Annotated in this window: 23 protein-coding genes; 11 read left to right on the forward strand and 12 right to left on the reverse strand. The window is 48.3% G+C overall.

Translation table 11 applies throughout. The annotated features are described in order from the left end of the window. The first annotated feature begins 25 nt into the window (after nt 1-25). The 4 genes from radC to mutM all read left to right on the forward strand — a co-directional run bounded on the left by radC (nt 26) and on the right by mutM (nt 2,242). Nucleotides 26-691, forward strand: coding sequence for a RadC family protein (radC, locus tag OGV98_RS23260; RefSeq protein ID WP_003837605.1), 666 nt, complete (start codon nt 26-28; stop codon nt 689-691). 218 nt (nt 692-909) lie between these two features. Continuing rightward, a complete protein-coding gene (gene rpmB / locus OGV98_RS23265) occupies nt 910-1,146 on the forward strand; it encodes a 50S ribosomal protein L28 (RefSeq protein ID WP_003024071.1) in 237 nt (78 codons plus the stop codon). Between the two features lie 20 nt (nt 1,147-1,166). Beyond that, nucleotides 1,167-1,334 (forward strand): 50S ribosomal protein L33, encoded by a 168-nt coding sequence (gene rpmG / locus OGV98_RS23270; RefSeq protein WP_003024094.1) that lies wholly within the window; start codon nt 1,167-1,169, stop codon nt 1,332-1,334. A gap of 98 nt (nt 1,335-1,432) precedes the next feature. Next, nucleotides 1,433-2,242: a bifunctional DNA-formamidopyrimidine glycosylase/DNA-(apurinic or apyrimidinic site) lyase gene (gene mutM / locus OGV98_RS23275; RefSeq protein ID WP_049002662.1), complete on the forward strand. Its 810-nt coding sequence runs from the start codon at nt 1,433-1,435 to the stop codon at nt 2,240-2,242. A 38-nt stretch (nt 2,243-2,280) separates the two neighbouring features. Here the strand turns inward: mutM and coaD are convergent, their stop codons facing one another. After that, nucleotides 2,281-2,760, reverse strand: coding sequence for a pantetheine-phosphate adenylyltransferase (gene coaD / locus OGV98_RS23280; protein ID WP_003024099.1), 480 nt, complete (start codon nt 2,758-2,760; stop codon nt 2,281-2,283). An 8-nt stretch (nt 2,761-2,768) separates the two neighbouring features. Next, a complete protein-coding gene (gene waaA, locus OGV98_RS23285; RefSeq protein WP_049002661.1) occupies nt 2,769-4,046 on the reverse strand; it encodes a lipid IV(A) 3-deoxy-D-manno-octulosonic acid transferase in 1,278 nt (425 codons plus the stop codon). Nucleotides 4,047-4,470: 424 nt separating this feature from the next. On the opposite strand from waaA, the gene OGV98_RS23290 reads away from it, so the two are divergent. From OGV98_RS23290 to OGV98_RS23305, 4 genes are read left to right on the forward strand one after another with little or no spacing between them, the layout of a single operon-like run. Next, a complete protein-coding gene (locus tag OGV98_RS23290) occupies nt 4,471-5,595 on the forward strand; it encodes a glycosyltransferase family 4 protein (protein ID WP_286552211.1) in 1,125 nt (374 codons plus the stop codon). Next, nucleotides 5,588-6,385 carry a lipopolysaccharide core heptose(I) kinase RfaP gene (rfaP, locus tag OGV98_RS23295; RefSeq protein ID WP_279279133.1) on the forward strand — a complete coding sequence of 266 codons (798 nt, stop codon included), beginning with the start codon at nt 5,588-5,590 and terminating at the stop codon, nt 6,383-6,385. Before OGV98_RS23290 ends, rfaP begins: the two co-directional genes overlap by 8 nt. 30 nt (nt 6,386-6,415) lie before the next feature. Beyond that, complete coding sequence (locus tag OGV98_RS23300) at nt 6,416-7,435, forward strand: glycosyltransferase family 8 protein (protein ID WP_049002659.1); 1,020 nt, start codon at nt 6,416-6,418, stop codon at nt 7,433-7,435. A 47-nt stretch (nt 7,436-7,482) separates the two neighbouring features. After that, entirely contained in the window at nt 7,483-8,475 is a 993-nt protein-coding gene (locus tag OGV98_RS23305) for a glycosyltransferase family 8 protein (protein WP_003844533.1), read from the forward strand. 26 nt (nt 8,476-8,501) lie between these two features. On the opposite strand, the gene OGV98_RS23310 is transcribed toward OGV98_RS23305, so the two are convergent. The 7 genes from OGV98_RS23310 to rfaD are packed head-to-tail and all read right to left on the reverse strand — an operon-like array spanning nt 8,502 to nt 15,773. Beyond that, complete coding sequence (locus OGV98_RS23310; protein WP_049002658.1) at nt 8,502-9,446, reverse strand: glycosyltransferase family 8 protein; 945 nt, start codon at nt 9,444-9,446, stop codon at nt 8,502-8,504. Further along, nucleotides 9,447-10,502: a lipopolysaccharide core heptosyltransferase RfaQ gene (gene rfaQ, locus OGV98_RS23315; protein ID WP_138828029.1), complete on the reverse strand. Its 1,056-nt coding sequence runs from the start codon at nt 10,500-10,502 to the stop codon at nt 9,447-9,449. A 1-nt stretch (nt 10,503) separates the two neighbouring features. After that, a complete protein-coding gene (locus OGV98_RS23320; RefSeq protein ID WP_138828028.1) occupies nt 10,504-11,517 on the reverse strand; it encodes a glycosyltransferase family 2 protein in 1,014 nt (337 codons plus the stop codon). Beyond that, nucleotides 11,510-12,793: an O-antigen ligase family protein gene (locus tag OGV98_RS23325; protein ID WP_174328836.1), complete on the reverse strand. Its 1,284-nt coding sequence runs from the start codon at nt 12,791-12,793 to the stop codon at nt 11,510-11,512. Before OGV98_RS23325 ends, OGV98_RS23320 begins: the two co-directional genes overlap by 8 nt. A gap of 16 nt (nt 12,794-12,809) precedes the next feature. After that, nucleotides 12,810-13,778, reverse strand: coding sequence for a lipopolysaccharide heptosyltransferase RfaC (rfaC, locus tag OGV98_RS23330; RefSeq protein WP_003837629.1), 969 nt, complete (start codon nt 13,776-13,778; stop codon nt 12,810-12,812). Nucleotides 13,779-13,781: 3 nt separating this feature from the next. Further along, nucleotides 13,782-14,828 (reverse strand): ADP-heptose--LPS heptosyltransferase RfaF, encoded by a 1,047-nt coding sequence (gene rfaF / locus OGV98_RS23335; RefSeq protein ID WP_003837632.1) that lies wholly within the window; start codon nt 14,826-14,828, stop codon nt 13,782-13,784. Nucleotides 14,829-14,840: 12 nt separating this feature from the next. After that, nucleotides 14,841-15,773 (reverse strand): ADP-glyceromanno-heptose 6-epimerase, encoded by a 933-nt coding sequence (gene rfaD / locus OGV98_RS23340; RefSeq protein ID WP_088902952.1) that lies wholly within the window; start codon nt 15,771-15,773, stop codon nt 14,841-14,843. Between the two features lie 215 nt (nt 15,774-15,988). On the opposite strand from rfaD, the gene kbl reads away from it, so the two are divergent. The 3 genes from kbl (at nt 15,989) to OGV98_RS23355 (ending at nt 19,450) form a co-directional block, all read left to right on the forward strand. After that, nucleotides 15,989-17,185, forward strand: a complete 1,197-nt coding sequence (kbl, locus tag OGV98_RS23345; RefSeq protein WP_003837635.1) for a glycine C-acetyltransferase — start codon at nt 15,989-15,991, stop codon at nt 17,183-17,185. Nucleotides 17,186-17,194: 9 nt separating this feature from the next. After that, the gene (tdh, locus tag OGV98_RS23350; RefSeq protein ID WP_003024132.1) at nt 17,195-18,220 is read left to right on the forward strand and encodes an L-threonine 3-dehydrogenase; all 1,026 of its coding nucleotides are present in this window, start codon (nt 17,195-17,197) and stop codon (nt 18,218-18,220) included. A gap of 192 nt (nt 18,221-18,412) precedes the next feature. Then, on the forward strand, nt 18,413-19,450 hold the full coding sequence (locus OGV98_RS23355; RefSeq protein WP_003844540.1) for a glycosyltransferase: 1,038 nt from the start codon (nt 18,413-18,415) through the stop codon (nt 19,448-19,450). Here the strand turns inward: OGV98_RS23355 and OGV98_RS23360 are convergent, their stop codons facing one another. Genes OGV98_RS23360 through gpmM form a run of 3 tightly spaced genes read right to left on the reverse strand, consistent with a single transcriptional unit; the run spans nt 19,451 to nt 23,227 of the window. After that, on the reverse strand, nt 19,451-20,386 hold the full coding sequence (locus tag OGV98_RS23360) for a divergent polysaccharide deacetylase family protein (protein ID WP_174328839.1): 936 nt from the start codon (nt 20,384-20,386) through the stop codon (nt 19,451-19,453). It lies immediately after the preceding gene. 3 nt (nt 20,387-20,389) lie between these two features. Next, on the reverse strand, nt 20,390-21,649 hold the full coding sequence (envC, locus tag OGV98_RS23365; protein WP_237665932.1) for a murein hydrolase activator EnvC: 1,260 nt from the start codon (nt 21,647-21,649) through the stop codon (nt 20,390-20,392). Between the two features lie 33 nt (nt 21,650-21,682). Further along, the gene (gene gpmM / locus OGV98_RS23370) at nt 21,683-23,227 is read right to left on the reverse strand and encodes a 2,3-bisphosphoglycerate-independent phosphoglycerate mutase (protein ID WP_202580925.1); all 1,545 of its coding nucleotides are present in this window, start codon (nt 23,225-23,227) and stop codon (nt 21,683-21,685) included. Between the last annotated feature and the right edge of the window lie 76 nt (nt 23,228-23,303).

Here is a 23,303-nt window from a genome sequence, read left to right on the forward strand (position 1 = left end):
TGCGGACGCGAAAGGAGGGAAAAATATGGACAATACAGGAAGTATGATGCCCAGGGAAAAGCTGTTGGCACAGGGGGCCAGTTCGCTGACTGATGTTGAGTTACTGGCGCTTTTTTTACGTACCGGCATTCAGGGTAAAGATGTGCTTACGCTAGCGAAAGAGATGCTTCAGCATTTTGAGTCGTTGTATGGCTTGTTGTCTGCTGATTACATGGATTTTAGCTATGTTCCGGGAATCGGTATCGCGAAGTATGCACAGTTGAAGGGTATTGCGGAGCTGGCAAGACGCTACTACAACGTGCGAGTGATAGAGGAGCGTGCTTTACTTAGCCCGGAAATGGCGCGTGAATTTCTGCAAAGCCAGCTCTCGCAAGAGGAACGCGAGATCTTTCTGGTGATCTTTATGGATTCTCAACATCAAGTGATTAAACACAGCAAACTTTTTTCCGGGACACTAAGCCACGTCGAGGTACATCCGCGAGAAATTGTCCGCGAAGCGATAAAAATGAATGCTTCCGCCGTGATCCTTGCGCATAATCACCCTTCGGGGTGTGCAGAGCCGAGTAAAGCAGATAAACTCATCACCGAGCGTGTTGTGAAATGCTGTCAGTTCATGGATATCCGGGTGCTTGATCATCTGGTCATTGGGCGCGGAGAGTACGTTTCTTTTGCGGAACGCGGTTGGATTTAACGCACTTTACGCGATCCATCGGGATCTTTGTCTGTTCGGGACTTGAGCATAACGCCGGGTCAGCGTATACTACGCCACCTTTGAGAATCTCGGGTTTGGCATTTGGGCCTGGCAATCGAGAGTTCACTTAGAACTATGCGATGACCGGGCTGTAAAGCCTGACGAGGCGCCGATACCCCATACGAAGCTCGAGCTAATTTGATTTTTGGAGAATAGACATGTCCCGAGTCTGCCAAGTTACTGGCAAGCGTCCGGTGACCGGTAACAACCGTTCCCACGCACTGAACGCGACTAAACGCCGTTTCCTGCCGAACCTGCACTCTCACCGTTTCTGGGTTGAGAGCGAGAAGCGTTTTGTCACCCTGCGTGTATCTGCTAAAGGTATGCGTGTAATTGATAAGAAAGGCATCGAAACAGTTCTGTCTGAACTGCGTGCCCGTGGCGAAAAGTACTAAGTACTAAGAGGAAATAAATCATGGCTAAAGGTATTCGTGAGAAAATCAAGCTGGTTTCTTCTGCTGGTACTGGTCATTTCTATACCACTACGAAGAACAAACGTACTAAGCCGGAAAAACTGGAACTGAAAAAATTCGATCCAGTTGTACGCCAGCACGTACTGTACAAAGAAGCTAAAATCAAATAATTTTAGTTTCGATGTAGCAAAAAACCTCGCCTCGGCGGGGTTTTTTGTTTTCTGGCCGTCCCCATATTAATGAGACCTGATACACCGCCGGAGATACTATGCCTGAATTACCTGAAGTCGAAACCAGTCGCCGTGGGATTGAGCCGCATCTGGTGGGGGCAACGATTATGCACGCGACTGTGCGTAACGGTCGTTTGCGTTGGCCGGTATCAGAGGAAATCTATCGCCTGAGCGATAAACCTGTCCTGAGCGTACAGCGGCGCGCAAAATACCTGCTTCTGGAGCTGCCGGATGGCTGGGTAATCATTCATCTGGGGATGTCGGGTAGTTTGCGTATCCTTCCTGAAGAGCTTCCGGCAGATAAGCACGACCACGTTGACTTAGTGATGAGCAATGGCAAAGTTCTACGTTATACCGACCCCCGTCGCTTTGGTGCCTGGCTGTGGACTAAAGAGCTGGATGGACATAATGTCCTCGCCCATCTTGGCCCTGAGCCGCTGAGTGACGATTTCAACGCCGGTTATCTACAGCAGAAATGTGCAAAGAAGAAAACGGCGATTAAACCCTGGCTGATGGATAACAAGCTGGTGGTGGGGGTGGGAAACATCTATGCCAGCGAGTCGCTGTTTGCGGCTGGTATCCATCCTGACCGTCTGACATCATCGCTGTCGAAAGATGAGTGTGAACTGCTGGTACGCGTTATCAAGGCGGTTTTGCTGCGTTCTATCGAGCAGGGCGGGACGACGCTGAAGGACTTTCTGCAAAGTGACGGTAAGCCGGGCTATTTTGCCCAGGAGCTGCAGGTCTATGGGAGAGAAGGTGAACCTTGCCGCGCATGTGGCGCACCGATTGTTGCGACAAAACACGCCCAGCGTACAACGTTCTATTGCCGTCGCTGTCAGAAATAGTTTCATTGCTGGCCGGATGCAGCATCCGGCCAGGCACATTACTTCAACTTACTCATTAACGCCTGATGGACGTTTTCCGGCAGAAAGTGCGTCACATCACCCTGATGGCGGGCGACTTCTTTCACCAGTGACGATGAGATAAATGACCACTCTTTAGACGGCATCAGAAAGACGCTTTCCAGTTGCGGCATTAGGTGGCGGTTCATGTGCGCCAGCTGCATTTCATACTCAAAATCTGCTACCGCGCGTAGGCCTCGGATCAGAATGTTAGCCTGATTATCACGGGCAAAATTTGCCATTAAGTCGCTGAATCCCAGAACTTCCACATTGCCGAGATGCGCCGTTGCCTGTTGCGCCAGCTCGACGCGCTCTTCAAGGGTAAACATCGGTTTTTTACTGGGACTTGCGGCAATCGCCAGGATCACGTGATCGAACATGCTGGTCGCACGCGTCACGATATCAAGATGGCCGTTAGTTATGGGATCAAAGGTTCCTGGATAAATCGCCCGTTTTTGCATGGCTTGCCTCAATGCGTTTTGGGTGGCAGATAAGGTTCCAGCAGCTGCAGCAGACGCTGTAACGCGCCCTGATTTTGATACAGAACTTCAACTGCGTGACGGCCATAAAAATTACGATAATCTGCATCGGTCAGTAAAGAAGATACTTCTTTTACCAGCGTAGGTGCGTCGGTGACGGTGATCAATCCGCTTGCCTGTTCGAGGCGGGCGCAAATATCTTTAAAATTAAACGTATGTGGTCCCATCAGCACTGGAATAGCATGTGCTGCGGCTTCCAGTGGATTGTGCCCACCACGTTCAACCAGTGAACCGCCGACAAAAGCAAGGTCGGCAATGCCATACAGCAACATCAGCTCACCCATGGTATCGCCGATCACAACCTGAGTGCCTGAGGACGGAACTTCACCCGAAGAACGAGTGGTATAGCTTAGCCCAGCCTGGCGTACGAGGTTAATTGCATCCGGGAACCGCTCAGGATGTCTGGGAACCAGAATTAGTAAAAGATTCGGGAACTGATTTAATAACGCCTGATGGGCGGCGATGATGATGCTTTCTTCGCCGTCGTGGGTGCTGGTTGCAATCCATACCGGGCGGTGAGGAGCCCATTGACGACGTAATGTCACCGCTTTTGCAGCCAGTTGTGGCGTGACGGATATATCAAACTTCAGGCTGCCAGTAACGGTGACCTGATTGCTTCTGGCGCCAAGCGTAATAAAACGTGCGCCATCTTCTTCGTTTTGTGCGGCAATTAACGTAATTCGACGCAGTAGTCTGCCAATAAATTTACCTAATTTCGCATAGCCAGCGGCTGAACGAGCAGAAAGACGTGCGTTGGCAATGACCAGAGGAATGTGACGCTTATGGAGTGCCGCGATCAGATTTGGCCACAGCTCGGTTTCCATAATTAACACCAGTTTGGGGTCAACTTTATTCAGAAAACGGTTCAGGGCATCCGGTAAATCGTAAGGCAGATAAATATGCTGAACGTCAGTGCCAAAAGCAGATTGTACGCGCTCGGAACCGGTTGGCGTCATGGTGGTGACCGTGATCGGCAAGTCGGGATAACGGTGACGCAGAGCGCGAACTAATGGGATTGCAGCCAGCGTTTCGCCCACAGAAACCGAATGAAGCATGATCCCGCCGGGTTTTAGCGGGCGGCGATAAAAGCCGTAGCGTTCGCCCCAGCGTTTACGGTAGGCCGGAGCCTTACGTCCGCGCACCCAAAGCCGTATCCAGATCAAAGGCTGAATAAGGTAGAAAAGGGCGGTGTAAAGCAATTCGAGCATAATGGTAACTGACTTATGAATGTGCTGGGGATTCTATGTATTTAACTATGGCTTTACCATCATTTTTATCCAGGTTGTATCAAAACGATGGAATTGGTGGGGAACTGATTTCGCTGATGGCTATTTCAAAAATGCACATGGCCGCATTTATATGTCTTAACCTCTTGTGCGGTGTGCGTTTCCTGATGAACTGGTGTCTTATTTATCTGTATGTTTTTAATGGTTTATTTTGTTTTTTGTTTAAAAAATATTCATTTCGGAATGCTTGATAATAAATGATATACTACTGCGCAATTTCAGGTAGCTAGCGGGCAGAAACGTTTCGAAAGCACAGAAAGTCATCTTTGGATGCTTTAGGCAAGGATTACACGATTCTGATGCTTCAAACCTGATATGCCTGGCGACGCGATGCGGATATTAATGCATGAATATTGCTTTTTGTTTGTACAAGTATTTTCCCTATGGTGGGTTACAGCGTGATTTCTTGCGGGTAGCGCTGACGGTTGCTTCTCGTGGTCATCATGTTCAGGTATTTACCCAGTCATGGCAGGGCGAGCGTCCGGAAGGGCTGGAGATTATACTCGTCCCCGTTACATCCAGAACGAATCATGGGAAAAACGAGCAATATTATCAGTGGGTTCAGAATTATTTAACTCAACATCCCGTCGATCGTGTCGTTGGTTTTAATAAAATGCCTGGCCTGGATGTGTATTACGCTGCGGACGTTTGCTATGCGGAAAAGGTTGCCCGCGAGAAAGGCTTTTTCTACAAATTGACGCGCAGGTACCGACACTACTCTGCATTTGAAAAAGCCGTATTTCAGCAGGGTGTCGGCCCTACGCTTTTGATGTTAACCGATAAACAAATTGGTGACTTCAAACATCATTACCAAACTGAGAGCCAGCGCTTTCGTATTCTGCCTCCAGGAATCTACCCTGACAGAAAGTACAGCCAGCAACCTGAAAACAGCCGGCTGATTGTTAGAGAAAAAAATGGTATTGGTCTCGATCAGTTCTTGCTCTTACAGGTAGGTTCCGATTTCAAACGCAAAGGCGTGCCAAGAACATTACAGGCGTTGGCTTCTTTGCCTGATGTCATTCGCCACCGCACACGATTGATGGTTGTTGGTCAGGATAAGGCCGATCGCTATCGCGCTCAGGCTCGTCAATTGGGGGTTGAAGAACAAGTGCAGTTCTTCTCGGGGCGGGACGATGTAGCAGAATTGATGTCTGCTGCTGATTTATTACTTCACCCAGCTGTACAGGAAGCCGCCGGTATTGTCTTGCTAGAAGCTGTAGTTGCCGGGCTGCCGGTATTAACTACCGAAGTTTGCGGCTATGCGGGTTATATCAACGCCGCCAAATGTGGGGTGGTGATTCCTGAACCTTTTGAGCAGGAAAATCTGAATACAGCACTTTTCGATGCGCTGCAAAATAATGAGCAGAGAAGTCGTTGGGCCGGGAACGCACGGCATTTTGCTGATACAAAAGATCTCTACAGCCTGGCAGATAAAGCTGCAGATATCATTTTAGGTCCTAAGAATGATTGAATTAAAAGAACCATTTGCCACGCAGTGGCAAGGAAAAGACCCGTTTACTGAAGTCGCTAAGCTGGACGGTGAGGTTTTTCGCGCCCTGGAAACACGACGTACCCTACGTTTTGAGATGATGGGTAAGGGTTATTTTCTTAAATATCATCATGGAACCACGCTTAAAGAAGTGGTGAAGAATCTTATATCTTTACGTATGCCTGTACTTGGCGCAGACCGTGAGTGGCTGGCGATACATCGCTTGCAAGAACTGAATGTTGACACCATGACCGGCGTGGCATTTGGGCAGAAAGGACTGAATCCGTTAGAGCGCACCTCATTTATCATCACTGAAGATCTCTCTCCTGCTATCAGCCTTGAAGATTTTTGTGCAAGGTGGAAAGTTGAGCCCCCTGATTATGTATTAAAACGGACAATTATTACCCGGGTGGCAGAAATGGTGGGTAAAATGCATCGGGGCGGGGTAAATCACCGGGATTGCTATATATGCCATTTCATGCTCCAGCAGCCGATGCCGGAAGACGTTGCGAATATCAAACTTTCCGTAATTGATTTGCATCGTGCACAAATACGCCAGCATGTGCCACGCCGCTGGCGGGATAAGGATCTGATTGGACTCTATTTCTCTTCACTTGAGATCGGGTTGACGTCCAGAGATATCTACCGTTTTTTACGTGTCTATTTTTCGAAGCCACTACGTGAAATCTTTCGTCAGGAAGTCAGGTTGTTTGAACAGGCTGTCACAAAAGCGCAAAAAATAAGACAAAGAACAATAAGAAAAGCGCTATAAATCACAGATAAAGTTTGAGGCCATTTTACTATGAACATTGATTTCCAAAAGCTAGTTATCCAAAAACACGTCATAGACAGCTCTACGCATGAGAAGAGTAAAAAATTAAGTGTTGCGTATGGTGTCGACCGTAATTTTTTATTTGGCTCTGGTATTTCAATGACCTCAGTATTAGTGAATAACCCTGATATTGATATTCACTTTTATATAGTAACAGACTATATAGATGACGATTATCTGAAGAGTGTAAAACGCCTGACCCAAATGTATAGTACGACTGTGACGGTTCTTGTGTTCGATAACGCGGCGTTTCGTGAACTGCCGAGTACAAAAGCATGGACTTATGCAATGTACTATCGTTATTTCGCATTTGAATATTTAAGCACAGAGTTAAGCTCCGTACTGTATCTTGATGCAGATGTTATTTGCAAAGGCTCTCTTCGCGAGCTTACCGAGATTAATTTCTGTGGAGAATATGCCGCTGTTATCAATGATATTGATGAAGTACGTACTAAGTCCGGCAATAGGCTCGGTATTCCTGAACTGAGTAATGGGTACTTTAACTCCGGAGTGGTGTTTGCGAATCTGGAAGTTTGGCGTGAGCAGCAGTTATTGACGAAGGCTTTTTCTATCTTAGATAAACGCCAAAAGGAACTTCTGTATTTTGACCAAGATGTCCTAAATATATTGTTCGTTGGTAATGTGATTTTCCTGAGACGAGATTTTAACTGTATTTATGGTGTAGATCAGGAATTAAAAAATAAAAACGATAAAATATACCAGGATTATATTACTGAGGATACTGTTTTAATACATTACGTCGGTGTCACTAAACCATGGCATACATGGGCTAAATATCCGGTAGCTAAATACTTCATCGAAGCATATAAAAAATCCGCATGGGCGGAACAATCCTTGTTAAATGCAAATACGGCAAAGTTGTATAAACGTAAGTCACGGCATGAAAGAGTGCAGCGTAAATATATTCGCTCGGTACTTAGTCATGTAATGTATATAAAAAATAAGTTACACAATTCAAAAGCATATTGAATATAGAAACAGTAACTTATTGATAATCGATTAAATAGGTGTAGCGAATGAACTTTGATTGTCATCAGTCTATAAAAAAGATACTTGAGTTTAATCAAGCGCCGACCGAACAGAAAATACAACTTAACATCGCCTGGGGTGTTGACAGGAATTTTATGTTTGGTGCTGCAATTTCGATGACATCGGTACTATTGAATAATAAAGATTTAAATATCCATTTTCATCTTTTTACTGACTACATTGATGCTGATTACCAGCAGCGGATAGCTAAATTAGCAGAGCAATTTTCCACAAACATCTCAATTTATGTTATGGATGCTAATGGGTTAAAAGTTTTGCCAAGTGGTCACGCCTGGTCACACGCAATGTACTTCAGGTTTATTGCCTTTGAATATCTTGGTGAGAAAATTGATTCACTTTTATACATTGATGCGGATGTAATGTGTAAAGGTTCACTTTTTGAACTCACGCAGATTGATCTTGGAGAATATGTTGCAGCGGTAATTACCGATGTGGATGATAGCCCTGCCAGAGATATTGAGATAAATAAAGATTATTTCAATTCAGGTGTCATATTTGCAAACCTAAAAAAGTGGAAAGAGCAGAATTTTATCAATGCAGCTTTTGATATCTTATTAGACAAAAATAATAAACTTTCATTCCCGGATCAGGATGTCTTGAATATTCTTTTCTTTAAAAAAGTACTTTTTCTGGAGCGAAGGTTCAATGCTATCTATGGAATTAAGCAAGAATTAAAAAGCAGAGATCTTGCGAAATATAAAGAATATATTACACCTGATACTGTTCTAATTCACTATGTTGGCGTGACTAAGCCGTGGAACTCTTGGGCAAACTATCCTTCGGCACAGTACTTTGTTGAGGCCTGGAAGGCTTCACCTTGGGCGGATGTTCCATTGCTACCAGCCAGAACGCCAAAACAATATAAAAAGAAATCAAGGCATGAAAGATTACAAGGGAAGTATTTCGCCTCGGTAATAAGCTATATTGGTTATTTGCGGGAAAAATTAAAAAGTAAGTAAAAAAACTCCCGTAAGGGAGTTTTTTATTAACGTAATTTAGTCTTAAGGTATTTCAAATACCATTTGATCGAGGCGCAATAATTCCCTTTTTTAGCTTCCTGGCGTGAATAGACCCGATAATCAGTAGGTCTCATGCGTGGAGCATAAGAACGCATTTCTGTGTTTCGCCATGGTGTGAAATGATGGTAGAAAAGATAAAGTTGCTGTGAAAGCCCAGTATGTTCTTTATACCAGGGCTTCCTTCCACCAGTGAAGTGGATAATTCTTGGCAGAATATCTTTTTGGTAGAAGAATATCTCTTTTTGTTGATCGGTAAACCAGTTGAACAAAAAATTCCATCTGTTATCAATAAACTTAACGTTACCGTCCATTGCGATATTCAATGCATCCTGGTCAAAGTAAGGTAAGGATTTACCTTGTTCAAATAACACCGTGTTTGCTTTATTTTCAATATCATACTTGACCCAGTTTTCAATATTGATATACAAAAAACCGGCGTTGAAATAATTACCAGTACTCAGGCCCAGACGCTTGGCATTTTTTGTATCGTGAATATCGAGAGAGTCGTGACTGACAGCACAAATGACGTTGCTAATATCAATGCTACCAATATCATTGAGCTTATCAAAACATAGTGTATCAGCATCTAAATAGATAAAATGTTCAACCTTATCTTTTAGTAAGCGCGGTACGGCCAGACGCATATAGGTAGAACGGTTCAGGTGTTTGATTGCAAAGTCATTGTTATACTTTTCAATCTCTTCTTTATCTATATTGATAACCTGAATTTTATCACTGGTTGAGCGCAGTTTCTTGATTTCTTCGTCAGTAACGTCATAGACAAAAACGAAAAATGACAGGTTTTGCCCCGGGTTGTTCATTATGACAGACATAATGGACACTGCCACATACTCCAGATAATTGGCATCTGTACAGTAAGCAATGTTAATAACGTTTTTTTTGCTGTCCATTTATGTTTTCTCATTACCTTTTATATTGTCACTATCATGAAGTACCGTATCGATAGCGTCAATCACGGCTTGCTCCGGTATCCATGTGAGATATTTTTTTGATCTGTCGAGTTCATCCCGAGAAGGCATCGGATGATAATCGCCAGCCCAAATCAATAAGGCTTTATCCGACCATGGCTTCCACTGTTGATAATTGGTGGCGCCAAACAGGCAGACCTGTGGTGTCTTTAGCGCCGCTGCCATATGCATAGGAGCAGAATCGACGCCAATGTACAGAACTGCATGATCGATCAATGCAGCCAACTGCAAAAAGGTGGTTTTACCTGCCAGCGTCAGGTCAGGGGAAGATTGACACAGTTCAGCAATGCGCTGAACCTGCTGCTGCTCACCTAGCGCTGGACCACAGGTAAGATAGACGTGCAGACCTCGTTGATGCAGGTGGTCTATAACATGCGCGAATTTATCATCATCCCAGCATTTAAACTCTTGTCTGGCAGTGGGTTGAATAACGACATATTTTTGTGAAGGCAATGCCGGGAGTTGGGTAACTAAATGTTGATAGTCGTCAGGGCGATAACAAAGAGACATCTCTTTCTTCAGTTCTGTTTCGCTAAACCCGATACCTTTTAGAATAGATAAATTTTGTTCAACAATATGCGTTCCAATGAATGGCGTTACTCGCGTAAAAAGTCGATTCCACAGATCTTTTTCGCGCTCAAAAGCAATTGAAGGGCAACGTAAAGAGGCTATAAGAGCGCCGATCGGCCATTGTTCGGTGAGGTTAACGATCAGGTCGTAGTGATTTTTCTTCAGTTGTTTACGCACTGAAAGGTAATTTTTCACTGTTGACAGCAGGCCTTGCTTTTTCTCAATCAGATAAAAATTATTAATATCTTTATGGGCGGCTAAGATTGCTTTGGTATCTTTATAGAGTAGCAGATCGATCTTAGCTTGCGGATAACGAGCCCGAATGCTGGCAATAACAGGTGTAGTTAGGAGAACATCCCCATAAAACTTGAGCTTGCAAATAAGAACCCGGTCAACTTTTTCAAACATGTTAAAATCCCTTTCGCAAGAATAAGCTTTTACAAGCAGATAGTATCTTATATCTTGTTTCAGAAATAGAACGATCGATATGGGGATATTTCATCTTCAGAATTATTTTCTTCTTAACGATTTTCGTATCGCAGCATGCAAGTGCATTCTGAATGTCATTTAGCATACTTTCGCTATAACGATAATAGCCCTTTTTCTTGCGTAAAATTTTACGTCCTTCGAGAAAACAATTGATAATCATAAATGTCGCAACAGTACGCTTAGATCTATTTTCATTAATATATTTATACATTTTTCGCATAGCAAAGAAGATGCTGTCAGCGTCACTATCAATAATGTTCTCGGTAATGCTTTTATCATTTACTCGGTAGTAATATAGCTTATTCTCGATTTTTAGAATCTTATGACATTTAAAATACTGGAATGGGCAAAAAATCACGTCTTCGTAGCGATGATGTTCCTCGAACTTATCGCTACCAATGATATTGCGGTGAAAGATTTTTGTCATCAGATGCCATTGCCCAGCCTTGAATGTTGGTAACAGAGGGGCGTAATTGTCATCTGATAATATTATTTCGCGCTGGGCAATGTTGTTTTCCATTTCCGGCACGTTTTTATACAAATTGTTTATATCTCGAGTTAAGTTAAATTCGATAATGTCATATTTTTCGTCTCTTAACTTAGGCAGGAGAATTGTGAAATAATTCTGGCAGACAATATCATCACTGTCTACAAAACCAATATATTTCCCTGTCGCATGGGCAAGCCCAACGTTACGGGTGATTGCAACGCCCTGATTTTTTTGGCTTATATATTTAACATTATGGCAATCTTTTTCGCGGTAAAACGCATTTATACGCTCTTCGGTTAAATCCGTAGAGCCATCATTAACAATTATTACCTCTACATCATCAGTGATGCTCTGATGTATAGACGCCAACGTCGCTGTGATGAGTTCAGCGTTGTTGTATGTAGGTATAATAATGCTCAGTAAATAACCGGAAGCGTTAACCATGGCATCGTTCTCTTGTTGGATTCGAGCTCAGTACTGCTGCTACACATAACGCCAGTACGCTGCTCAGGGCTTCACCTTTGGCATACAATAATAAATCACTCAAGCCATAGATAGCGATTGCGCCTGAGATAACGAACAACAAGGGACTACGTTGCCAGTAAGCTGTTAAAAACATGGCGATATAGAGCAAGAGTAACACAACAACCCCAGGGATGCCCTTTAGCGAAAAGGTATCAATGACTTCGTTATGCAGGTGGACGTTAATGAACTCAAGTGCCCCTTGTAAGGAAGTATCTTGCACGGCAAGTCGCTGAATTTCTGCTCCGCGTTGTTCAAGTGACTGCCCCCAGTCATGACCGTTCCCAGATTCAATCCCTGCCCGTTGCATCGCCAGTCGCGCGCCGATAGAAGTATTACTATTGTTTTGATTATAAGAGTGCAGATCGACCAGGAAGTTCTGGTAGCGGCTTTCAATGATTGGTTTTAAGGGAATCGAAGCAACTCCCACCAGTATTACAAAACCCAGCAGTGCCCTTAATAGCATGGTGCGGTTGTGACGATAGTACATCAGGAATAGGCCGACACTCAGGATCGGGTATACCAAAATAGCAGCCCGAGTTTGCGTTGTGATGATGACTGCCAGCGATATCAAAAAATGTAACAGATAGAGTGCAACGGTGTGTTTTAGACGGAGATTAATAATGGCCTGAGACGCTAATAATGCAATTAGCGTCAGAGCGTAGGCTGTGCCGGTTTGGTGTTCAAAGCCCAGCGCAACACGGTAGGTCATAATATCTGGTGCTCCGGCAGCCTCGTAGCTTGCGAAAAGATACAAGCCTATTGCGGTAAGAATCGTCCAGAGACTGGTAATGCGAGTTTTGTTAGCACACGGCTCTCGCGTGGTCAGAGCTGTCATAACCAGTGCGGCAAAAATCATCACTTTGCCACCGTTCTGGTATGAACGATAGGCACCGGTAAAGGCTGAGCCAGGTTGTTTAAATATTTCTACCCAAATAATCTGGACTAAACCGAAAAGCAACAACATAAATGGCAAAACCAGATTTTGTTTGTTACTGCACACATGCTTTATATTTTTTCCTATCAGCGGCAGAGACAGGGCCGTGGAGAAAATAAATACCTTCAGCGCTTCATCTGGATTGACCAGGACCATCGCAAGAGTTGCCAGGATCCCAGCATAAAATAAGACGTATATAAAATCGAATGGATTATTTTTTATACTACAAACAAAACGAGAAAACATGTGTTGGCGAAGCATGGTTCGTCTCTTAAAGTTAAAGCAAATTATTATCAATTAGCGATACGTTGACTAAGCTTGCGTCCAGATCCTGCAATTTTCCGGAATGGCTCTGCTGTGTGTATTGATTCTTCCCATATCCACCAATCAATCCCGGGTCTGTCGGGCCATACAACGTAATATTGGGGCGATCCAAGGCGGCGGTTAAATGGCTGAGACCTGTATCAACCGACACCACAAACTTTGCCCCCGCCAGAATGCGAGCAACCTCTTCCAGACTCATTCGCGGCAGGACATCAACGTAGGGAAAACCTTCCGCCAGCCTTTTGGCGCGCTCTTCTTCATGAGGGGCGCCCCAGGGGAGTTTAATACGGATGCCCGTATTATTTAACAGCTCAATCAGCTCCCGCCAGTTGGCTTCTGGCCAGTGCTTATCATCACGTGTTGTGGCATGCAGAAATACGGCATATTGGCCTGTATCAGCATTACATTCATTCACAAAATGCTGAGCGATAGCGTAATCACCCTGCGACTGCGGTTTGGCATATCCCAGACTTTTGGCGAACAATTCACGCGTACGTTCTACCGCATGCTGCTGTTTGGCAATGTGATGTTTGCGATTATAAAACAGGCTAGCCAGCGGCTCGCGGGCCGTACTCCAGTCCATACCATGCTTGACGCCACGTGCCAGACGCGTCACCAACGCCGCACTTTTAACCAGACCCTGCGCATCAATTATCGCGTCATACTGCTGCAAACGTACCGCATCGCGAAACGCTTTACGCTCGGCTTTAATCGGCGCTGAAAACCAGGCTTTACGCCAGCGGCGAATCGCCACTGGGATGACCCGGTCAACGGCTGCATGCCAGGAAGGGATCTGCGCGAATCCTTCTTCCACCACCCAATCAAATTGAATACCCGGAATAGCCTGCTGCGCATCGGTTAATGCGGGCAACGTATGCAGTACATCGCCCATAGACGACGTTTTAACGATCAGAACCCGCATCCGTCAGGCTTCCTCTTGTAACAACAGGTCGTTGAGTTCTTCCAGTACACGCTGGGGTGTGATGTCAATCAGGCTTTGGTGATAGCCTTCTGCCGCATCGCCCTTGCGCACTTTGTGATAGCCCGTAATCAGACGAATGACCCGCGCTTTGTGCGACAACGGCGGGGTAAAGTCCGGACTACTTGGGCCATACAACGCTACCAGAGGTCGATTCAACGCTGCGGCAACGTGCATTAATCCAGAGTCGTTGGTGACGACCGCTTTGCAGGCGGCAAGCAGAATAACGGCCTGCTCCAGCTGCGTTTCGCCCGCCAGATTACGACACCAGGCCTGCTGCTCAACGCTTAACGTTGCCAGGATTTCATTTCCGGCTTCATGATCTTTTGCCGAGCCAAACAGCACAATCTGATGACCTTCGTCGATCAGCTGTTTTGCCAGTTCAGCATAATGGTAGTGTGGCCAGCGTTTCGCCGGACCAAATTCCGCACCTGGGCAAAAACCGATGATGGGGCGTTCGGCAGAAAGGGAGAACTGGCTACAGGTCAGAGACTTTTCACCTTCGCTGACCTGCAACTGTGGCCACAGCAGGGGTTGCGGCAAATCTTTAGCCGACAGCATCACGCCTTTATCGTAGGCTAGGGCCACATAGCGTTCGACCATCAGCGGCCATGCGTCTTTATCCAGCACGCGCGCATCGTTGAGCAGGCCGTAGCGCATTTCACCACGCCAACCGGTACGATGCGGAATACCTGCAAAAAAGGGCACCAGCGCGGATTTAAACGAGTTAGGCAGCACATAAGCGCGGTCATAGCGCTTCTCACGCAGGCTATGACCGAGCTTACGTCGTTCACCAATTTCCAGAGCGCCATGCCCAAGCGGCATCGCGATCGCTTCATTGACTTCCGGCATCCGCGATAACAGCGGACGGCACCATGCAGGTGCCATCACGTCGATTATCGCCTGGGGATAGCGCGCCTTGAGCGTGCGATAGAGACTTTGCGACATCATCATGTCGCCCACCCAAGACGGGCCAACCACCAGAATCCTCATAGATTGCCTGCCTTATGCGTCGCGGTTCAGCCAGGCCATATATTCCGTTACGCCTTCAGCAACGGTCTTAAACGGCTTGTCATAGCCCGCGGCGCGCAGGTTGGTCAGGTCTGCCTGAGTAAACGCCTGGTAGCGGCCTTTCAGTTTTTCCGGGAATGGAATGTACTCAATGCTGCCTTTTTTGTGGTACGCCAGCGTTGCGTCAGCAACGGCCTGGAAAGATTCCGCACGACCGGTACCGAGGTTAAAGATGCCGGATACCCCGTTTTCCAGGAACCACAGGTTTACCGCAGCCACATCGCCAACATAAACGAAATCACGTTTGAAGTTTTCGCTGCCTTCGAACAGTTTTGGTGTTTCGCCATTGTTAAGCTGGGTATTGAGGTGGAAAGCGACGCTCGCCATGCTGCCTTTATGGCCTTCACGCGGTCCGTAGACGTTGAAATAGCGGAAGCCAACAATCTGAGAGTTGGTTTCCGGCAGGATCTGACGCACGTACTCGTCGAACAGGAATTTTGAGTAGCCATAGACGTTCAGCGGTTTCTCATATTCACGGGATTCGATGAAATCAGAAGTGCGACCGCCATAGGTGGCGGCAGAGGACGCGTACAGGAACGGGATTTCACGCTCCAGGCAGTAGTGCAGCAGCTCTTTAGAGTATTGATAGTTGTTGTCCATCATATACTTGCCGTCCCACTCGGTGGTGGAAGAGCATGCGCCTTCGTGGAAAATAGCTTCGATATCGCCGAAATCTTCCCCGGCCATAATCTGGATCAGGAAGTCTTCCTTGTCCATGTAGTCAGCAATATTCAGATCCACCAGGTTAACAAACTTGGTGCCGTCTTTCAGGTTGTCCACCACCAGGATGTCGGTGATGCCTTTATCATTCAGGGACTTAACGATGTTGCTGCCGATAAAGCCCGCGCCGCCGGTAACGATGATCATAAATGTAACCTTCGAATTATGGAGTCAGAGACAATCTCAGACACGAATACTTTCTATCATATCACTACATGGCTCAGGCTTCAGCCATTCACCGATAAGCCGTGCGGGTACACGTGATTTATGCTTCATTTTGAAGAAGTGATGATGCGTCATCTCGTATCAACGTATAGCTTTGGGTAATATGTGCTGAAATTTGCCCAGTCTGGAGAATTGAAATGCGTGGGGATTTTTACAAACAGTTAACCAACGATCTCGACACCGCACGTGCGGAAGGATTGTTTAAAGAAGAGCGCATTATTACATCTGCCCAGCAGGCAGATATCACCGTGGCGGACGGAAGCCACGTTATTAACTTTTGTGCGAACAACTATCTGGGACTGGCCAACCACCCGGAGCTGATTGCAGCGGCAAAAGCGGGTATGGATTCTCACGGATTTGGTATGGCTTCGGTTCGCTTTATTTGCGGTACCCAGGATAGCCATAAGCAACTGGAGCAAAAACTGGCGGCATTCCTCGGTATGGAAGATGCCATCCTTTACTCTTCCTGCTTCGACGCCAATGGCGGCCTGTTTGAAACGCTGCTGGGCGCAGAAGACGCAATTATTTCCGATGCCCTGAACCACGCTTCTATCATTGATGGCGTTCGTCTGTGTAAAGCAAAACGTTTCCGTTACGCCAACAACGATATGGTGGAACTGGAAGCTCGCCTGAAAGAAGCACGTGAAGCGGGCGCTCGTCATATCCTGATCGCCACTGATGGCGTGTTCTCTATGGATGGTGTGATCGCTAACCTGAAAGGCGTTTGCGATCTGGCGGATAAATACGACGCGCTGGTCATGGTCGATGATTCCCATGCAGTCGGTTTTGTCGGCGAAAATGGTCGTGGCTCCCATGAATACTGTGACGTGATGGGGCGCGTGGACATCATCACCGGTACGCTGGGTAAAGCACTCGGCGGCGCATCCGGTGGTTATACCGCAGCGCGTAAAGAAGTTGTTGAGTGGCTACGTCAGCGTTCCCGTCCTTATTTGTTCTCCAACTCACTGGCGCCAGCGATTGTTGCGGCCTCCATTAAAGTGCTGGAAATGGTTGAGGCTGGCAGCGACCTGCGCGACCGCCTGTGGGCGAACGCACGTCAGTTCCGTGAGCAAATGTCTGCCGCTGGCTTTACTCTGGCCGGTGCCGATCACGCGATTATCCCGGTGATGTTGGGTGATGCAGTGATCGCGCAGGACTTTGCTCGTGAACTGCAAAAAGAGGGGATTTACGTTACCGGATTCTTCTATCCGGTGGTTCCAAAAGGCCAGGCGCGTATCCGTACCCAGATGTCTGCGGCGCATACCCCTGAGCAGATTACGCGTGCTGTTGAGGCGTTCACACGCATTGGTAAACAACTGGGCGTTATTGCCTGAGGATGTGAAATGAAAGCGTTATCCAAACTGAAAGCGGAAGAGGGCATTTGGATGACTGACGTTCCTGAACCGGAAGTCGGTCATAACGATTTGCTGATTAAAATCCGTAAAACAGCCATCTGCGGGACTGACGTTCACATTTATAACTGGGATGAATGGTCGCAAAAAACCATCCCAGTACCGATGGTCGTTGGGCATGAATATGTCGGCGAAGTTGTTGGCATCGGTCAGGAAGTTAAAGGCTTTAAAATCGGCGATCGCGTTTCAGGCGAAGGTCATATCACCTGCGGACATTGCCGTAACTGCCGCGGTGGACGTACTCACCTGTGCCGCAATACGACCGGTGTCGGTGTAAACCGTCCGGGCTGCTTTGCGGAGTACCTGGTGATCCCGGCATTTAACGCATTTAAAATCCCGGACAATATCTCCGACGACCTGGCGTCTATCTTCGATCCGTTCGGTAATGCAGTGCACACGGCGCTGTCGTTCGATCTGGTTGGGGAAGATGTACTGGTGTCCGGTGCGGGTCCAATCGGTATTATGGCGGCGGCAGTCGCGAAGCACGTTGGCGCACGCCACGTGGTGATCACCGACGTTAATGAGTATCGCCTTGAGCTGGCGCGCAAAATGGGTATCACCCGCGCGGTCAACGTGTCGAAAGAGAATCTGACCGACGTGATGGCTGAACTGGGTATGACCGAAGGGTTTGATGTGGGCCTGGAGATGTCCGGGGCGCCGCCAGCGTTTCGCGCTATGCTGGACACCATGAATCACGGTGGCCGTATTGCTATGCTGGGTATTCCGCCATCTGATATGTCCATCGACTGGACGAAAGTTATCTTTAAAGGACTGTTTATTAAAGGTATCTACGGTCGTGAGATGTTTGAGACATGGTACAAAATGGCTGCACTGATCCAGTCTGGTCTGGATTTGTCGCCGATCATCACCCATCGATTCTCCATCGATGAATTCCAGCAGGGCTTTGACGCGATGCGTTCAGGCCAGTCAGGGAAAGTGATCCTGAGCTGGGATTAACCGTATCCACCCTGTGGATTCTGTGTGTTGTCCCCGGATGTTGATTATCATTAATCATCCGGGGCGTTTTTTGCCTGCACAATCTCCCCCGCCCGGCGCATTTTCCGCTAAAGAATTAATAATTTTTTCTGAAAATCTACCGCTTAATATGCTAAAAAGTGCCGATTACTCTATTGTCTGGCTGGATTTGATATGACCTATATCCCTGGTCTCCTGAGCGTCATTATGCCGCTTTACAACACGGGTGAACCGTTCATTGCGTGTATGGATTCGCTGATTGCGCAAACCTGGAAGAACCTGGAGATCATCATTGTTAATGATGGCTCTACGGATAACTCTGCGGAGCTTGCTCAGTCTTATGCGGATCGTTATCCACACGTTCATCTGCTGCACCAGCGCAATGGGGGCGTTTCGGCGGCGCGCAATACCGGGATGAAAGTCGCCAGGGGGGAGTACATCGCGTACGTAGACGGCGATGATATTGCCTATCCGGAAATGTATGAAACGCTGATGACTATGGCGCTGAAAGACAACCTGGATGTTGCGCAGTGCAACGCTGATTGGTGTATTGCGGAAACCGGCCACACCTGGGCATCCATTCCTACCGATCGTATTCGTTCTACCGGCGTGATGACCGGGCCAGACTGGTTACGCAAAGCGTTAGCCAGCCGCCGTTGGCGACACGTTGTCTGGATGGGCGTTTATCGTCATCAGACTATCCGCGACGCGGGGCTGACCTTCCTGTCTGGCCTGCATCACCAGGATATTATCTGGACGACGGAGTTTATGTTTAATGCGAAGCGCGCGCGTTACACGGAAATCCCTCTGTATAAATACTTCCTGCACGGCGCATCTGTTAGCCGTCTGCCGCGCACCGGGCTGAAAAATCTCGCTTACCAGCGCCACTACATCAAAATTACCCGTCTGCTGGATAAGATGAATCATGATTACGCTGGGCGCATTCCCATTTACCCGGAGTTCAAACAGCAGGTGATTTACGAAGCGCTACGCGTTTGTCATTGCATACGTAAAGAACCGGACGAGAAAATCCGCCAGCGCATGATTGCTGAAGTATTCGTGTCGGGTATGTTCAAGCGTATGGTAAGCAATATTTGCAGCGTTAAGCTGGGTTATCAGGTGCTGTTGTGGGCCATCCGCTTTAGCCAGTGGCGCGATAAAGCACTGACGCCGCGCCGCCTGGCTCATTTAACGCTGGATAGCAAAGACTGATTATTGCCAGCCCTGCCACTGCAGGCGCATATACTGCACCAGCGTGCTTTGGCTAATGCTTTCGCCGAGCACGCTGAAGAAGCGGCTGGCGTACACCGGCTCTAACGGCTGCTTCGGTTTGCATAATTTCACCCCGCGGAAAGGATTACGCGGCGCATCAGGTATACCGTTCTTCGGTGGCGTGAGGTTTGGTCTGGAGGTATCCACCTGCGGTTCATTGAGCAGGCTGCTTGGGCGAACCAACGTGATGTCGGCTGGCAGGCTATACAGCATCTGCTGCAGGACACGAACCGTAGACGGGTGAGGATGGCCAATGGCGATTGCGGAACCGTTGCGGCGCGCCAGCTCGACGGCACGATTAAACTGACGGCGAATATCGGCTTCGTTTTGCGTGTCATCCAGGAAGACTTTGCGTTTGATGACTTTCACACCGGTCCCTGACGCTGCGCGCATTGCCTGGCTGTTACCAATGGTCATGCTGTCCAGGAAGTAGAGATCGTATCGCTCCAGCGCCTGCATCACCTTCTGCATGCCAAACAGGCTGGAGGTCATCGCGCTGCCCATATGGTTGTTCAGACCGACCGCATTCGGTACTTTGCTTACCGCGTCGCGAATAATTCGCTCAATCTCTTCGCTGCTCATTTCAGGGCGTAATGTATCTTTCTCTAACGGCTGCTTGCTCAGCGGCGCCATTGGCAGATGGATTAATACTTCATGCCCGCTGTTATGTGCTTTGATTGCCATTTCTCGCGCATGTGGGGCGTTAGGCAGAACGGCAACGGAGATGGTAGAAGGCATCGCCAGTACCTGGTTTTCAGTGTGCGGGCGATAGCCGAAATCATCAATGACGATGGCGAGTTTGCCAGCAAAAACAGGTGTTGCGAAGGCCAGCAGGCTGGCGAGAGAGAGTAGTAGACGACGAAATTGTTGTGGCAAAACTTATCTTCCCAACCACGGCTGTGGATTGACCGCCTGACCCTGGCGACGAATTTCGAAATAGAGTGCCGGCCTGCCCTGACCGCCGCTGCTACCCACAAGTGCAATAGGCTGCCCGGCGCGAACCTGCGTACCGACGCTGACCAGCGCGCTCTGGTTATAACCGTACAGGCTCATATCGCCTTTACCGTGCTCAACGACGACGACCAGGCCATAGCCCTGCAGCCAGTCCGCCAGAATGACGCGACCATCGGCAATGGCTTTAACTTCGGTGCCTTCGGATGCGCCAATAACCATCCCCTTCCAACGTAGCTCACCCTGCAGTTGTTCGCCATAACGATGTAAGGTTGGACCCCGAACGGGCCAGAATGCCTGGCCGCGTGGCGAACCCAAACCGCCGGTACGTGACATCAGAGATTTTTCACTTTCGGTCGGTTTGTAGGTTGAGCCTTTCCGTGATGCATCCTGTTGCTTATCGCGTACGGCTTGCGCCTCGCGGGCTTCACGTTCCGCGCGTGCTTTGGCTGCGGCTTCGGCGCGAGCAATGCTGTTGCGCAGGCGCGATTCGTTGGCGCGCATTTCACCCAGTTGCTGCTGGCCCTGTTGAATCGAGGACTCCAGACTCGAAAGCGTTTTCTGGCGTTCGTTACGTGCCTGTTCCAGCTTAGCCTGCTGAGCGCGTTGTTCGTACAGCAGGGTCTGCTGTTCGCTCTGCTTATCTTCCAGCTCGGCTTTTTGCGAATCGACCTCTTCGCGCGTTTGTTTCAGCTGCGCGATAGTTTCTTGCCGCGCCTGGTTCAGGTAGCCGAAATAGGCTTGCAGGCGCTGTCCGCGCTGGCTTTCTTCGCCGCTAAGGATGAGCTGAATACCGGTGTGTTCACCCTGGCGAAACGCGGCGTCTAACTGGGCTGCCAGACTGCGCTCTTGCGCTGCTCGTTGCTTTTCCAGCTTCGCGAGTGCTGCGTTCATCTCTGCGATTTGCGCGTTCAGCTGTGCCAGTGAGTTCTGCGTTTCGCGTAACTGCCTTGCGGCAACGGCGATGACTTGTTCCTGAGCTTTAAGCTGAGCGAGGAGAGTGGAACGTTGTTGTTGCTGTTGGCGTACCGCGCGTTCTTTTGCCGCGATATCGGCCTGAATAGATTTGAGCTGGTCGCGTTCGTCCGCGTGGGCGGAAAAGGCGCACAGCAATACGCCAGCGCTAAGCGCGCTGGCGTAGAACAAGGGCCTGACTGAAAACTTACGCGGTTTCACGGCCCGAGTGATGGTATTAATCGCCTTTCCCCTCATGGGGAGGGATTATTCCACGATGAACAGCGGCTTACCAGTCATCTCTTGCGGGATTTCCATACCCATCAGCGTCAGCATCGTTGGGGCGATATCAGAAAGTTTGCCGCCTTCGACTGCTTTGACGTTCTTACCACCGACATAAATCAGCGGAACGGGCAGGTTGGTATGTGCAGTATGTGCCTGACCGGTGGACGGATCACGCATCTGCTCTGCGTTACCGTGGTCTGCGGTGATCAGCAACTGGCCGCCAACGGACTCAACCGCTTTAGTCACCTGCTCAACGCAGTGATCCAGCGCTTCAACCGCTTTAACCGCTGCTTCCATCACCCCGGTGTGACCAACCATGTCGCCGTTCGGGTAGTTACAAATGATGGTGTCGTATTTACCGCTCTCAATCGCTGCAACCAGCTTCTCAGTCAGTTCAGCAGAGCTCATTTCCGGCTGCAGATCGTAGGTCGCAACTTTCGGAGAGTTGATCAGGATGCGGTCTTCGCCTTTGAACGGCTCTTCTACGCCGCCGTTGAAGAAGAAGGTCACGTGCGCATATTTTTCAGTTTCGGAAATACGCAGCTGCGTTTTTTCGTTCTTCGCCATCCACTCACCAAAGGTGTTGGCCAGAGATGCTGGTGGGTAAGCAACCGCAGTTTTGATGTCTGCCGCGTATTCGGTCAGCATCACAAAGTTGAGGTTAACGACTTTCTTACGGGCGAAGCCGTCGAAATCAGCGTTAACAAACGCACGGGTGATTTCACGCGCACGGTCAGCACGGAAGTTCATGAAAATCAGCGTATCGCCATCTTCCATAGCAGCATCTGCCTGACCTTCGGCACGGATCACGGTGGCTTTAACGAATTCGTCGTTTTCGTCGCGGGCATAAGCAGCCTGCAGACCTTCAACCGCCGTAGCGAACTGGAACTCGCCCTTCGCCAGCGTCATCAGATCGTAAGCCTGTTCTACGCGATCCCAACGGTTGTCGCGGTCCATAGCGTAGTAACGACCGATGATGGACGCTACGTGGCCTTTGCCCAGTGCGGCAAATTTCTCTTCAAATTTCTGCAGTGAATGTTCAGCGCTGCGCGGCGGGGTATCACGACCATCAAGGAAAGCGTGCAGATAGATTTTTTCAGCGCCGCGTTCAGCGGCCATTTCTACCATCGCCATGATGTGATCTTCGTGGCTGTGAACGCCGCCAGCAGAGAGCAGACCCATGATGTGTACCGCTTTCCCGGCATTTTTTGCCTGGTCGACCGCATCGGTCAGCACCGGGTTAGCGAAGAAAGTACGTTCTTTGATTTCAACGTCCAGACGGGTAAGGTCCTGATACACGATACGGCCCGCGCCCAGGTTGACGTGACCCACTTCGGAGTTGCCCATCTGGCGATCGGGCAGGCCGACTTCCAGACCAGACGCATCAATCAGGGTATGCGGACGTTTTGCCCACAGCGCATCCATTACCGGGGTTTTAGCACTAAAAATGGCGTTATCCTGGCTGTCTTCGCGATAGCCGTAGCCATCCAGAATCACCAGTACCATAGGTTTTTTAGAAACCGACATTGCGACAACCTCACACTCAAGAGATAAAAAATAATTGCGTAATTTTACTACAGCTGAATCGATAAAGTAGCCCCCG

Source organism: Citrobacter sp. Cf136 (assembly GCF_030333815.1).
Lineage (GTDB): Bacteria > Pseudomonadota > Gammaproteobacteria > Enterobacterales > Enterobacteriaceae > Citrobacter > Citrobacter freundii.

Coding starts and splice junctions, on each gene's coding strand:
- rfaQ (WP_138828029.1), bottom strand. CDS start 10,502: ATGTTTGAAAAAGTTGACCGGGTTCTTATTTGCAAGCTCAAGTTTTAT.
- OGV98_RS23300 (WP_049002659.1), top strand. CDS start 6,416: ATGAACATTGATTTCCAAAAGCTAGTTATCCAAAAACACGTCATAGAC.
- rfaP (WP_279279133.1), top strand. CDS start 5,588: ATGATTGAATTAAAAGAACCATTTGCCACGCAGTGGCAAGGAAAAGAC.
- OGV98_RS23355 (WP_003844540.1), top strand. CDS start 18,413: ATGACCTATATCCCTGGTCTCCTGAGCGTCATTATGCCGCTTTACAAC.
- OGV98_RS23305 (WP_003844533.1), top strand. CDS start 7,483: ATGAACTTTGATTGTCATCAGTCTATAAAAAAGATACTTGAGTTTAAT.
- tdh (WP_003024132.1), top strand. CDS start 17,195: ATGAAAGCGTTATCCAAACTGAAAGCGGAAGAGGGCATTTGGATGACT.
- rpmG (WP_003024094.1), top strand. CDS start 1,167: ATGGCTAAAGGTATTCGTGAGAAAATCAAGCTGGTTTCTTCTGCTGGT.
- rfaF (WP_003837632.1), bottom strand. CDS start 14,828: ATGAGGATTCTGGTGGTTGGCCCGTCTTGGGTGGGCGACATGATGATG.
- rfaC (WP_003837629.1), bottom strand. CDS start 13,778: ATGCGGGTTCTGATCGTTAAAACGTCGTCTATGGGCGATGTACTGCAT.
- radC (WP_003837605.1), top strand. CDS start 26: ATGGACAATACAGGAAGTATGATGCCCAGGGAAAAGCTGTTGGCACAG.
- OGV98_RS23310 (WP_049002658.1), bottom strand. CDS start 9,446: ATGGACAGCAAAAAAAACGTTATTAACATTGCTTACTGTACAGATGCC.
- coaD (WP_003024099.1), bottom strand. CDS start 2,760: ATGCAAAAACGGGCGATTTATCCAGGAACCTTTGATCCCATAACTAAC.
- mutM (WP_049002662.1), top strand. CDS start 1,433: ATGCCTGAATTACCTGAAGTCGAAACCAGTCGCCGTGGGATTGAGCCG.
- OGV98_RS23325 (WP_174328836.1), bottom strand. CDS start 12,793: ATGCTTCGCCAACACATGTTTTCTCGTTTTGTTTGTAGTATAAAAAAT.
- waaA (WP_049002661.1), bottom strand. CDS start 4,046: ATGCTCGAATTGCTTTACACCGCCCTTTTCTACCTTATTCAGCCTTTG.
- rpmB (WP_003024071.1), top strand. CDS start 910: ATGTCCCGAGTCTGCCAAGTTACTGGCAAGCGTCCGGTGACCGGTAAC.
- rfaD (WP_088902952.1), bottom strand. CDS start 15,773: ATGATCATCGTTACCGGCGGCGCGGGCTTTATCGGCAGCAACATCGTT.
- kbl (WP_003837635.1), top strand. CDS start 15,989: ATGCGTGGGGATTTTTACAAACAGTTAACCAACGATCTCGACACCGCA.
- OGV98_RS23290 (WP_286552211.1), top strand. CDS start 4,471: ATGAATATTGCTTTTTGTTTGTACAAGTATTTTCCCTATGGTGGGTTA.
- gpmM (WP_202580925.1), bottom strand. CDS start 23,227: ATGTCGGTTTCTAAAAAACCTATGGTACTGGTGATTCTGGATGGCTAC.
- OGV98_RS23320 (WP_138828028.1), bottom strand. CDS start 11,517: ATGGTTAACGCTTCCGGTTATTTACTGAGCATTATTATACCTACATAC.